At 34.2% G+C, this 13,343-nt stretch carries 9 protein-coding genes, 1 tRNA gene and 1 pseudogene; 4 read left to right on the top strand and 7 right to left on the bottom strand.

The features are described from left to right. A pseudogene (feoB, locus tag ABYI63_RS09695) lies at nucleotides 1–2,181 on the top strand (ferrous iron transport protein B). Between the two features lie 18 nt (nucleotides 2,182–2,199). Here the strand turns inward: feoB (ABYI63_RS09695) and ABYI63_RS09690 are convergent. The 7 genes from ABYI63_RS09690 to ABYI63_RS09660 form a co-directional block, all read right to left on the bottom strand. Continuing rightward, a complete protein-coding gene (locus tag ABYI63_RS09690) occupies nucleotides 2,200–4,443 on the bottom strand; it encodes a TonB-dependent receptor domain-containing protein (protein WP_372755924.1) in 2,244 nt (747 codons plus the stop codon). A gap of 252 nt (nucleotides 4,444–4,695) precedes the next feature. Next, nucleotides 4,696–5,553 carry an HAEPLYID family protein gene (locus ABYI63_RS09685; protein ID WP_372755922.1) on the bottom strand — a complete coding sequence of 286 codons (858 nt, stop codon included), beginning with the start codon at nucleotides 5,551–5,553 and terminating at the stop codon, nucleotides 4,696–4,698. A 71-nt stretch (nucleotides 5,554–5,624) separates the two neighbouring features. After that, a complete protein-coding gene (locus ABYI63_RS09680) occupies nucleotides 5,625–6,014 on the bottom strand; it encodes a hypothetical protein (RefSeq protein WP_372755920.1) in 390 nt (129 codons plus the stop codon). A gap of 72 nt (nucleotides 6,015–6,086) precedes the next feature. Then, nucleotides 6,087–6,224, bottom strand: a complete 138-nt coding sequence (locus ABYI63_RS09675) for a FeoB-associated Cys-rich membrane protein (RefSeq protein WP_372755918.1) — start codon at nucleotides 6,222–6,224, stop codon at nucleotides 6,087–6,089. 59 nt (nucleotides 6,225–6,283) lie between these two features. Beyond that, on the bottom strand, nucleotides 6,284–8,383 hold the full coding sequence (gene feoB / locus ABYI63_RS09670) for a ferrous iron transport protein B (protein ID WP_372755916.1): 2,100 nt from the start codon (nucleotides 8,381–8,383) through the stop codon (nucleotides 6,284–6,286). Further along, complete coding sequence (locus ABYI63_RS09665; RefSeq protein ID WP_372755914.1) at nucleotides 8,376–8,609, bottom strand: ferrous iron transport protein A; 234 nt, start codon at nucleotides 8,607–8,609, stop codon at nucleotides 8,376–8,378. The genes feoB (ABYI63_RS09670) and ABYI63_RS09665 overlap by 8 nt, the downstream gene beginning before the upstream one ends. 171 nt (nucleotides 8,610–8,780) lie before the next feature. After that, nucleotides 8,781–9,449, bottom strand: coding sequence for an SCO family protein (locus tag ABYI63_RS09660; RefSeq protein WP_372755912.1), 669 nt, complete (start codon nucleotides 9,447–9,449; stop codon nucleotides 8,781–8,783). Nucleotides 9,450–9,565: 116 nt separating this feature from the next. Between ABYI63_RS09660 and ABYI63_RS09655 the strand changes: the two genes are divergently transcribed. The 3 genes from ABYI63_RS09655 (at nucleotide 9,566) to ABYI63_RS09645 (ending at nucleotide 13,059) form a co-directional block, all read left to right on the top strand. Then, nucleotides 9,566–11,503: a M1 family aminopeptidase gene (locus ABYI63_RS09655; RefSeq protein WP_372755910.1), complete on the top strand. Its 1,938-nt coding sequence runs from the start codon at nucleotides 9,566–9,568 to the stop codon at nucleotides 11,501–11,503. A gap of 73 nt (nucleotides 11,504–11,576) precedes the next feature. Then, on the top strand, nucleotides 11,577–12,908 hold the full coding sequence (gene rseP, locus ABYI63_RS09650) for an RIP metalloprotease RseP (protein ID WP_372755908.1): 1,332 nt from the start codon (nucleotides 11,577–11,579) through the stop codon (nucleotides 12,906–12,908). Nucleotides 12,909–12,985: 77 nt separating this feature from the next. Then, a tRNA-Asn gene (locus ABYI63_RS09645) sits at nucleotides 12,986–13,059 on the top strand. Nucleotides 13,060–13,343: the final 284 nt, after the last annotated feature.

Raw genomic sequence — 13,343 nt, 5'->3', positions numbered from 1 at the left:
ATAAAGAGTGCTTGTGAAACCTGTCCTCAATTTAATGCTGAGGGCTTAAAAAAGTTAGGTATAAAAACCGATAATGTGGATTTTGTAGTAGCATTAGCAGGCAATCCAAATACAGGAAAAAGTACCGTTTTTAATTCGTTAACAGGGTTACGCCAACATACGGGCAATTGGCCAGGAAAAACAGTAACTAGAGCTGAGGGTGGGTTTGAATATAATAGTCAAAAATTTAAATTAGTCGATTTACCAGGAACCTACTCTTTATTGTCTACCTCGGAAGATGAAGCCGCTGCGCGTGATTTTATTCTTTTCGGAAAACCTAATGTTACGGTTATTGTGGCAGATGCAAATAGATTGGAACGTAACTTAAATTTAGTACTTCAAATTTTAGAGATCACCGATAAAGCGGTACTGTGTTTAAACTTAATGGATGAGGCAAAACGTAATTACATCAAAATTGATGAGCGCACCTTGGCCCGCGATTTAGGAATTCCTGTGGTGCCTACGAGCGCACGATTTAACCAAGGTATTCCTGAGTTAATTCATACCATAAGTGAAATTGCAAATGGTAATATTATTTGTAAACCCCACCGTATTAAAAATGTGCCTAGTAATATTGAGCATGCAGTTAAAACACTTTCAATAGAAATTGAAAAGGAGTTTCCAAATATTCCCAACAGTAGATGGATTGCATTTAGATTATTAGAAGGCGATACACAAATAATTAATGCTTTAAAATCGGGTGAATTAGTTTAAAATAATCTCATGGCAAATAAAAATATAGATCACATTTTAGAGCTTTCCAATGAGTTGCGTTGGCAAATAGGTGATGACTTTCATGATAATTTAACCGAAGGTATTTATGCAGATGCTGCTCAAATTGTTAGTGATACTGTTCAGGTGGACAATTCCAAAAAACGGTTTCGATTAGACAGGCAAATTGATAAAGTTGTAACAAGTAAAACTTTTGGGTTCCCAATCATGTTTTTAATCTTAGCAACGGTTTTATGGCTCACCATCATTGGTGCAAATTACCCGTCGTCGTTGCTAGCGGAATTGTTATTAGACAACCTACATCCCATGTTAAAAAGTGGTGCTACTGCAATTGGTTTGCCATGGTGGTTGGATGGGTTTTTAATTGATGGTGTATACTTGGCAGTAGCCTGGGTAATTGCGGTAATGTTACCGCCAATGGCTATATTTTTTCCTTTATTTACATTGCTTGAAGATTTTGGTTATTTGCCTCGGGTCGCTTTTAATCTAGATAATTTATTTAAAAAATCGGGAGCGCATGGTAAACAGGCCTTAACCATGAGCATGGGGTTCGGGTGTAATGCCGCTGGTGTGGTAGCCACCCGTATTATTGATAGTCCAAGAGAACGCTTAATTGCGATTATTACCAATAATTTCTCGTTATGTAATGGGCGTTGGCCAACACAAATTCTAATTGCTACCATTTTTATAGGAGCTGTTGTGCCAGAATCATTTTCTAGTTTAGCTTCTTTATTAGCAGTAATAGGAATTGCTGTTTTGGGTATGGCGTTTATGTTTGGTGTGTCTTGGGCATTATCAAGAACGGTTTTAAAAGGTGAAGTGTCCACCTTTAATTTAGAATTGCCTCCCTATCGTCCGCCACGCTTTTGGAAAACAATTTACACTTCACTAATCGATAGGACTTTGATTGTATTATGGCGCGCTATTGTATTTGCAGCACCTGCAGGGGCTGTTATTTGGCTAATTTCTAATATTTATATAGGGAATGAAAGTATTGCTGCGTGGGCAATTAATTCATTAGATGGATTTGGTTTTCTGTTAGGGTTGAATGGTGTTATTCTTTTAGCCTATGTGGTGGCTATTCCAGCCAATGAAATTGTAATTCCAACCATATTAATGCTAACTGTTTTAGTAACTGGAATAGACGGTGGCGCAGGTGCTGGTGTTATGTTTGAATTGGATTCCATGCATGCCACAGCAGCTATTTTGAAAGCTGGCGGTTGGACCTTGTTAACGGCCATAAATTTAATGCTTTTTAGCTTGCTTCATAATCCATGTAGTACAACTATTTACACCATTTATAAAGAAACTAAAAGTGCAAAATGGACAGTTTTTGCATCTGTTATGCCAGTGGTTTTGGGGTTTGTTGTAACCTTTTTAGTTGCTCAAATTTGGCGCATTATTTTTTGATTTAGATTATTGTATTACTTATTTAATTGAATAGCGCAATCCGAAAAACAATCGAATGCCTTGATTGGGTGCATAAACGTAAGTTGGATCGAAAGTGAGTGCATACGGATTATCGGGAGTTGAAACGGCGTTGCCTTCTGCATCAAAAGTAACATCTTTATCAAAAGGGTCGTTAGCTCTAGCAATCACAAAAGGGTTTCCTTTGTTTGGTGTCCAATTTAACAGGTTTTTTACACCACCGTAAATTTCAAAATTTGTTAACCCATCGTAGGTTAATTGAATGTTTTGAATACTCCAAGTTGGAGCGTATTCTTTTCTTGGGTCGAGTTCACCTAATAAAGGTAACCGCATTGGGCCATAGATATTTCCAGTATAATCAACCGTAAGATCGTGTCTGTAATTTTTATATGAAATAGCCCAAGTACCTGTAGAACGTTCGGTTAAAATTTGACGATTTGTAATACCATCTTCCGTTTGATTTACTTCCTGAATAGTACCTCCAATAAGTGCCTTTAAGTTGCTATTTAGCATCATATCTAAATTTAAACTAACCCCCTTTGTAACTGCTTTTCCGTTTAGGTTATCGTAGATAATTTCGTTTGGACTGGTGTCGTAATCGGGTAATATTAAATTAGTGAAATACGTATACCATGCCGAAGCATCCAATCCAATAATTGTACCCGATTTAGTGTAATATTTTTTCAGATAATTGATGTTTACATTATAGGAGCGTTCTGGTTTTAAGGCTTCTGCAATAATAACTTCTCTGGCTCCTGTAAGTGCGGCATGTTCTTCAGTGAAGATATTTACAACCCTAAATCCGGTTCCTGCATTTAATCGAAAAACAGCATCTTTGGTTGGTTTGAATTTGTAGGCAATTCTTGGAGTAAATATGGAGCCGTGCCTTTTATCGTAATCATAGCGAGATCCTAAGAGCAGTGTATTTTTTTCGTTAAATTCAATTTCATCTTGTACAAAAATGGACGGAATAATAACTTTATCTTCCGTTTCTGTTGCTGGAGTATTATCATTATAATAGTTATATCTCGCGGCAATTCCGAAAAGCAAATCGTTGTTTTTAAGGTTTTTGTCCCAAGTAAATTGTCCGAACCCGATACGTTGTTGTGCTAAATAGGGCACATTACCATATACTGAATTTTGGTCGTGATCGGTATAAGAGAATTGAAAAAGTACCTGTTCTTTAATTGGTAATTGGTATTTTCCTAAAAGTTCTGCACGCTTGGTATAAATACTTTCACCGTATACATCATTCCCCCCTCTAAACGAGCTGTTCCATTGCATTTCACCACCCCATCGGTCTTCATAAAAATAACGCCCTGCCAACGAGAACGCTCTGTTGTCTTTCCGTTTAAATTGCCATTTTTGAAAGACCGAAATTCTATTTTGAAGCGTTAAATCTGTAAAATTATCACCATTATTATCTATGGGATTGTTGTAATTAAAAAAATTAGTTCCGAAAAGTAACTGTGCTATATTGCCAATTTTAGCTTTAAAACCGAGGTCTAAATTTAGTTCTCCCCAACCTGTTACATAGCTATCAGCGAAAAACCGAGGTGCATTTTCTGGTAATTTGGTTATTATATTGATTAAACCACCTACGGCTTCACTTCCGTAAAGTGATGAGGCTGGGCCTTTTATAATTTCAATTTGTTCAATTAATGAATTAGGGATTCCCGATAATCCATATACTGTAGATAACCCACTTACAATAGGCATACCATCGATGAGTACCAAGGTGTAAGGCCCTTCCAAACCGTTAATATGAATATCGCCGGTATTACAAACATTACAATTAATTTGGGGACGCACGCCATTTACATTTTGAAGGGCCTCAAAAATGTTGGGTGTTGGATTTTTTTTCAGAAATGTAGGTGAATATACTTCTACTGGAACCGGACTTTCTAACCTTGAGACCGCTTTTAAGGTGCCTGTTACCACTACTTCATCCAATAATTCAGATTCTTGTAAATTAAAATTTATAACGGTTTCTTCAAAGGTTACGGTTATTATTTTTCTTTGAGTTTGATAGCCTGTATAAGAAGCGATGATGGTGTAATTTCCGGGAGGAACATTTTTAATACTGAATTCACCTTCTTCATTGGACGTGTCGCCTTTTTCTAATCCTTTTAAATAAATGTTAACGTAGGGGAGTACATTATTGTCCGACACGGTTTTGCCTTTTATGGTTTGGGCATGCATAGTTATATTCCAAAGTAAAAAAGAAAGTAGAATGAGCTTCATGAAATTAATTTTTACAAATATAAATATATTTTTAGACAAATCTAAAAATATATTTTGAGCCATATGTAAACGTATGCTTCTGTAAAAAGTATATTTTAATTAGAGCATGAATTAGTTCTTAAAATCGCTATTTAAATGAATTGAAATGTCTTGTAAACGGTACGTATTAAAAATGTTAGTGGTCATTTTATAAAACAAAATAGCAGATTATTGCTTGTTATTTTATAGAAATAACCACTAACTTATATGGTGTTATTTTACATGTTTTGGCTCCCAGATTAACCTAGTAAATGAACTAAATCGTTCGTTTTCTCTACTTACGGGTATCCCAGCTACAATGCCTATTAACAAGTTATCGGCTATGCCCAATCGCATTTGAGGTCGGATGGTCATATCGAAATCATTAGTTTCTATGCTTTTATTAAATTCAATACCAATAAAATTTCTGGTTCCCGGAATCATATAATGGAAGTTTGTATTGATATCAAAACTAGTATGAAACGAATTCGTTGCAAAATGCTGTGCAACCATTGGGCCTGTATAAATTAACGAATGAAAGTTATTACCCCAGCGTTTTGCAACTACAAGAAATGGATTGTAAATAGTTCCTTTAATGAAGGGGTTACCAAAGTTACGAAAGTCAGAAAGTTCAAATTCATTAATATACCCCAAAGCCATGGAGGTAGCCAATGGTTCGCTTACAAAAAATGTCCATTGAGCCGCTAGTTTGATACTGTTTAATTGATTTGAAGGAATATCCTCTTTATTAGCGCCGTTCAGGCGGGAGTAAAATGTAAACGGAAGTTCTACCTCTAAACCAAATCGGTTCATTGGTGCCCATTCATACTCTATCAATGCCTCATAGGAATCAAACTTTAGGTTATCGGTTAAACCAATACCTATATTCCATTCCTTTTCTCCTTTTCTGGCTCCTAGGTCTCTAATTAAATCAATGTATAATGGTTCAGCATGTAAAACCTTAATTGGTGTTTTATGGCCTTCAACTTCTTGAATATACAGGCTGTCTTTTATGATATTATCTGTTTGAGCAAAGGCATGCTTGGTTAGTGCTAACAAGATTGTTAGCATCAAAATATTTTTGATGTTCATTTTAAATTTGTTTTTGTGAGTAAATGATTAATATCAATGCTTTATAAGCACTGACTTAGTTAAAAAACAAATTATACTTTGGGTGGAGGTGTTTCTAGTTTTTGAAATCCTTGGATAAGAAAATCATCGTAGGAGGAAAATTGTTGCTTACTTAAGATGAAAACAATTTCAGAATCAAGAGGTTCATTTGAACACTGAATCAAAAAGTTTATTTTGATATTATTTTTTTTGTTGACTGGGTCTTCGGAGTCAGGGTCGTCGTATTCCGCAAAGGCGTCTTCGAATCCTAATAGTTTTTCAATAACTAATTCAACGATGCTTTCTTGGTCGTTGAATGCCAGATTTTCCGGAATATTTTCAGGAAAAGGGTCTGGAGTATCTACACTAATGTTTAAAAGATAAACACCCATAAATCCCCACAAAAACTTTACAAAAATATTATTTCTTAGTTGATTGAACATTTAGTAAAATAATTTTTATTCCCTTAGAGTTAAGTATGATTAACGGAATTTATTTTTAATTATTGTGAATTTTTAATGACAACCACAGCCATCATCACCTCCACAAGATTTTTTTGAATTAGGTTTTTTCCAAAAAAATTTGCGCACTAAAAAAAGTACGGCTAAAATGATGGCAGCAATAACAAGTATGTTTTGGATTATAGTGTTCATATGTAATTAGACGTTATTAATCGTAATCCCTTAATGATACGAGCTTATTGAGTTAACAATTATTTTAGGAATTGAAACGCCATTAAAGCCACAATATAAGCAAACCCACTCATAAAAACGAGTTGTAATGTTGGCCATTTCCAGCTATTAGTTTCTTTTTTAACAACAGCTAAAGTACTCATACACTGCATAGCAAATGCATAAAATAAAAGTAATGAAATTCCCGAGGCAAAATTAAACAACGGACCGCCCAAAATAGGGTTTACCTCGGCAGCCATTCGGTTTTTTATGGTAGCTTCATCATCACTTCCAACACTATAAATAGTGGCAAGCGTGCCAACAAATACTTCGCGAGCAGCAAAACTACTTACTATTGCAATACCAATTTTCCAGTCGTAACCCAAAGGTCGTATGGCTGGTTCAATGGCATGCCCCGCTATTCCTATGTATGAATGCTCCAATTTATGCGAAGCGATATGCTGATTTATTTCATCTTCTGATAATTGTTGTGAAGCATATTCTGTTTTAATAATGGTTTCAGCATTATTAAAGTTATCACCAGGACCATAGGATGCTAAAAACCATAAAATGATTGAAATAGCCAAAATGATTTTTCCAGCACCAAATACGAACGATTTGGTTTTTTCTATAACAGTTAACGCCACATTCTTAAAAAGTGGTAATTTGTAGTTGGGCATTTCAACAACAAAAAATGTTTTACTTCTTATTTTTAAGATTTTGTCTAGAATATAAGCCGATAAAACTGCTGTACCAAAGCCAACTAGGTATAATAACATGAGGGTTAGGGCTTGAAAACCTAAACCTAAAAAGCGACCTTCAGGAATAATTAATGATATGATTATTAAGTAAACGGGTAAGCGGGCCGAACAGGTAGTGAACGGAGTTACCAAAATAGTAATTAATCGTTCTTTCCAACTTTCAATATTTCGGGTAGCCATAATAGCAGGAATGGCACAAGCTGTTCCTGAAATTAAAGGTACAACGCTTTTGCCGCTTAGTCCGAAACGACGCATTATTCTGTCCATTAAAAAAACCACACGACTCATATAGCCGCTTTCTTCTAGTACTGAAATGAATAGAAATAAAAAGGCGATTTGCGGAATAAAGATTACAATACCACCAAGTCCTGGTATAATGCCTTCAGCCAATAAATTGGTGAAAGCTCCTTCTGGTAATTGGTTTTTTACCCATTCACTTAACGAGGCAAAGGCACCATCAATAAAATCCATCGGTACGCTAGACCAATCGTATATGGCTTGAAAAATAGTTAGTAAAATGACAAAGAATATAATGTAACCCCATATTTTATGGGTTAGGATGCTATCTAACCTGCTACGCAAATCTTTAGCTTGAGATGAGTCTATAGTTTGACCATGTTTAAGAACATTGTTTATAAACTGATAGCGTTTTATGGTTTCCTTTTGTTGTAATCGTTTTAAATCGGCTTTGCTTTTCGTTTTAAAGTTTGCAACAGCTTCAATTTCTTTTCTGTCTGTTTTTCCGAAGTTAACATCTTGTGTAATTACTAACCATAATTTATATAATAGTTGGTTTGGGAATGCTTTTTTTAAATTATCAAAATACTCCTTATCTATTTCAGAAGGATCAATGCAAGGAGTAACTGAAACATCTTTGTAATTAGCAATAAGTTGTTTTAAATAATCAATACCTTCTTTTTTACGAGTACTTATTAAAGCAATTTTAGTTTGTAGATGTTCTTCTAGGTAATTAATATCTAAAGAAATACCTTTATAACGCATTCGGTCGGCCATATTAATAACCAATATGGTAGGAATTTCTAGGTCTTTAATCTGAGTAAAAAGAAGTAGATTTCGTTTTAAATTTTCAACATCACTCACAACAACAGCAATATCTGGGAAATCTTTATCGTTTTTATTTAAAAGTAACTCAATAACCACATTTTCATCTAACGACGATGCGTTTAAGCTATAAGTTCCAGGTAAATCAATGATATGAGCTTTAACACCACGTGGCAATTTGCAAACTCCTTGTTTTTTTTCAACGGTAATACCAGGGTAATTACCAACTTGCTGATTTAACCCCGTAAGTGCATTAAAAACAGAAGTTTTTCCTGTATTTGGATTTCCTATTAAGGCAACATTTATTTGCTTACTCATCCTTCTTTTCAATTAAAATATGAATAGCGGTTTCTTTCCTGATAGCTAAATGTGTTCCGTTTATGTTTAAATACATGGGATCTTTAAATGGTGCCAATTGAACAAGTTTTACCATATTGCCAGGTAAACAACCCATTTCTAACAATTTTAATGGGATGTGAATGGAGGATACATCGGTAATAATGGCGTTTTCGCCTCGTTTCAAATCGGCTAATGTATATTGCAAACTTATTTAGATTGATTTTAAAGAAGTAAAAGTAATGGAAAAAGTTTAAAGTTTAAAAGTTTAAGGTTTAAAGTTTTCAATGGTAGTAAGAGTTTTCAGAAGTTAGGTAATTAGTTAGTGGGTTGTTAAGCTTTTTTGGAGGTTTGTAACAATCGGCACGTTTAATAACTTTTATTTTTCTTCCTTCAGAATCTTGATATCCTCAAGCAATTTTTGGATGGCATCAGGATCGGTACCATCATAAAATCCGCGAATTTGTTTTTTCTTATCAATAAGCATGAAATTTTCAGTATGAATCATGTCGAATGGTCCGCCATCACCAGCATCCTTTACGGCCAAATAACTTTTTCTTGCCAGCTCGTAAATTTGTTTTTTATCTCCAGTAACTAAGTTCCATTTGGTGTCATTTACCCCTTTTTCAATAGCATAACGTTTTAATTGCGCTACGGTGTCAATTTCAGGAGTTACGGTATGAGACAGTAAGAGAACATCATTATCATTTAAAATTTCTTTTTGAATTTCAGCCATATGTCCAGTCATGATAGGGCAGATGGTTAGGCATGTAGTGAAGAAGAAATCGGCAACATAAATTTTATCTTTATAGTCGTTTTGGGTTATCGTTTTTCCGTTTTGATTAAGTAGTTTAAAGTCCGCTATTTTATGATATTTCTTTTGGTATTGTAAGGTGCTATCAACTAATTCGGTACTTACCATTGCGGGTTGGTAAATAGGTAAAGGTTGGTAAACGTTTAGAGTATTATAAATTATTGAAACAATGATGATGGATAACACTAAAAATACGATTCCGAAAATTTTATAGTCTTTAAAAAAAGAAAGCATGCGGTATAATTTGAGATTTCAAGTAATATAAATGCAAAAATACGATACATATACTAATTAAATGGTATTTTTAACTAGCTAAATATTAGATTAAAACAACGAAAAGTAACAGCAACATGAGGTTAACGCTATTAATAATTTGTTTTTTTACGACCTGTCGTTTTGTTGGACAAGATTTTAATAAATCGTTTAATGATATTCAAACTGCTGAGGCTAAAAGTGCTTTAGCCAAAGTGTCTTTTAAAGCTAATGAAAACACCGGGAACTACGATGTAAAATACCATCGTTTGGAGTTTGAAATAGATCCATCAGTAGCTTTTATTTCGGGTACTGTTACTACTTATTTTGAAGCTAAGGAAAGCTTAAGTGAAGTAGTTTTTGATTTAGCTAGCAATATGATAGTTTCTCAGGTTTTACAACGCAGTAACGCGCTTACATTTTCTCAAAATGCTAATGATGAATTAGTTGTTTTATTACCAACAAACCAAAATATGGGGGTTTTGGATTCGTTAACTATAAGATATTCTGGAAACCCTGTTAGCTCGGGTTTTGGTTCTTTTGAACAGAATCGGCATAATGGTGACCCCATAATTTGGACGCTTTCGGAACCTTATGGTGCCAAAGGGTGGTGGCCATGTAAACAAGATTTAATTGATAAAGCCGATTCCTTGGATGTATTTCTCACTACGCCTGTCTTTAATCCTTCTAATGAAAGTTATATAGCAGTTTCAAATGGTCTGGAGCAAAGTCAGATTGTAAATGACAATAATAAAATAACACATTTCAAACATCGTTATCCCATTCCAGCATACTTAGTTGCTATTGCGGTAACAAATTATGAAGTTTATAAACATACTGTTCCTAATAATGGTAAGCCCTTTGACATTGTAAATTATGTGTACCCTGAAAATTTAAGCTATGCACAAGATAATACGCCTGTAACGGTTACTATCATGAATTTGTTTGCTAATTTATTTGAAGAATATCCATTTGCAAAGGAAAAATACGGACATGCACAATTTGGTTGGGGTGGCGGTATGGAACATACCACAGTTTCTTTTATGGGTAGTTTTGATAGAAATTTAATAGCTCACGAATTAGCGCACCAATGGTTTGGAAATAAAATTACCTGCGGTAGTTGGAAGGACATTTGGCTGAATGAAGGTTTTGCTACTTATTTATCAGGTTTAACGATTGAACATTTAGATGGCAACAGCGCCTTTACAACTTGGAAACAGCAGCGCAACATTTCTATTACCTCAGTAACCAATGGAGCTGTATTTTTAAAAGATGTGGATACAACAAGTGTGAATAGAATATTTAATAGCCGATTAACTTATAATAAAGGAGCCATGGTGCTGCACATGTTAAGAAAGAAATTAGGAGATATTTATTTTTTTGAAGGTGTTAAAAATTATCTAAGTAATGATAAATATGCATACGGATATGCGAAAACAGAAGATTTTATAAGTACTATGGAAGCTGCAAGTGGTGAAAACCTAAGTGGGTTTTTTGATGATTGGTTGTATAATGAAGGGTATCCTAGTTATACGATTGATTGGGTGCAACCAAATAGCAATCAAGTGCAAATTACCATTTCTCAAATTCAAAGTGATGCCTCTGTTTCTTTTTTTGAAGCACCAGTTCCATTGAAACTAATTGGGACTATGGGAGAAACATTAGATATTACCCTCAATAATGTGAAAAACAATGAAGTTTTTTTAAACGCTGTTAATTTTACGGTAGCCTCGGTTCAATTTGATCCTGAATCCGATTTAATTTCTAAAAATAATAAGGTATTGTTATCTGTTTCTAACTCAAATTTGGAATCACAATTTGTAATTTATCCTATTCCAACTTCACATGCATTCAGTGTTGATAAACCAGAACAAGTTCAAGTGTTCAACGTGAAAATATTTAATGTTTTTGGGCAATTATTAGGTCAGTCTAATTGGAACACCACCATTGATGTAAGTGCCTATGCTTCAGGTTTACTTTTTGTCCAATTTCATACAAATGAAGGTGTAATTAGTAAAACCTTGTTAAAAAAATAGTAATACCATGTATTATATTTTCTAAATGGGGTTAAAAGCTTACTTTTGTGCGATTAAAAAAAAATCCTAATACATGACTGTATTTTTAGTAAAAGCGGCTCAATTATTATTAAGCCTTTCCATCCTAGTTGTTTTGCACGAATTAGGACATTTTATACCAGCGAAATTATTTAAAACAAGAGTAGAAAAATTCTATTTGTTTTTTGATGTGAAGTTTTCGTTATTCAAAAAGAAAATTGGCGATACAGTTTACGGTATTGGCTGGTTGCCATTAGGTGGTTACGTGAAAATTTCGGGTATGATAGACGAAAGTATGGATACCGAACAAATGGCTTTACCGCCACAACCTTGGGAATTTCGTTCTAAACCAGCTTGGCAACGTTTAATTATTATGCTTGGTGGTGTAACTGTGAATTTTATTTTGGCATTCGTATTATTCATGATAATGCTACTTGTCTGGGGAACAAATTATACTACAAAAGATGATATTAAATATGGTTTCGGTGTAGCTAAAACATTGGAGTCTTATGGGTTTCAACAAGGGGATAAAGTAATTTCTGTTAATGGTGAGGCTTATAAAGATCTTACAATTGATATTAATAAGTATATCATGTTTAGAAAGGTTGAAAACATTAAAGTAGAACACCCTAATGGTACTGTTGAAGAAATAACACTTCCCGAAGATATAGGTACAAAGCTTTTTGAAGCGGGTGATATACCTGCCTTAGCACCACGTTATACTTTTCTGTTAGATTCAATTGTAAAAGATTCTCCTGCAGATAAAGCCGGGTTACTTGCAACCGATAAAATTGTAGCTATTAATGGTAAGCCTATAACGTATTATTCAGATTTAACTTATCAATTAAAAAACAATACGGAGGGCAGTCTTAATTTTGAAGTTGAGCGCGATAATCAAATCAAAACTCTAACTATTACTAAAAATGAAGATAAAACAATTGGGGTTGTATCAAAAATAGCCGATATGGATTTTATTAAAATACGTAACAGAGAATATTCGTTTTCTGAGAGTATCGCCGGAGGTTTAAGTCAAGGTTATTGGGAGGTTAAAGATTACTTAGCTCAGTTTAAATATATTTTTACTAAAAAGGGAGCGTCTCAAATAGGGGGTTTTGCTGCAATAGGTAATATGTTTCCAGCAACTTGGGACTGGCATGCTTTCTGGTATTTAACGGCGTTTTTGTCTATCATGCTTGGTGTTTTAAATTTATTACCAATACCTGCTTTAGATGGTGGTCATGTGGCATTTTTACTATACGAAATAGTGTCTGGAAGAAAGCCAGGCGATAAGTTTATGGAGTACGCACAAATGGTTGGTTTCTTTATATTAATAGGTTTAGTTTTGTTCGCAAATGGCAATGATATATTTAAAGCTATTTTTGGATAAAAAAAAATTAAAAAAATGTTTGTAGAAATTAAAAAGATATATATATTTGCGCTCGCTTAGGGCAAACAACCTAACACTCCTCCTTAGCTCAGTTGGTTAGAGCATTTGACTGTTAATCAAAGGGTCCTTGGTTCGAGCCCAAGAGGGGGAGCAAAAACAAGAAAAAGACTTTACAGAAATGTAAGGTCTTTTTTGGTTTTAGGCTCCATAGTTCAAGGGATAGAACAAAAGTTTCCTAAACTTTAGGGATCAATCTCAATTGTTGTGTTTATGCAAAAATTGTAGTTAATCTGTAAAGAAAGAATTGGATCAATCTCAATTGTTGTGTTTATGCAAAAATTGTAGTTAATCTGTAAAGAAAGAATTCTACATTTTTAACACCTCTAAACTGTGCCCTAAAGGCTTTAATTTTTGCATTGAATGCTTCGGCCGAAG

Source organism: Mariniflexile sp., from assembly GCF_041583155.1.
Taxonomy (GTDB): domain Bacteria; phylum Bacteroidota; class Bacteroidia; order Flavobacteriales; family Flavobacteriaceae; genus Mariniflexile.
Note: the sequence above shows the minus strand (reverse complement) of the source record. Positions and strands in the feature narration are given on the sequence as shown.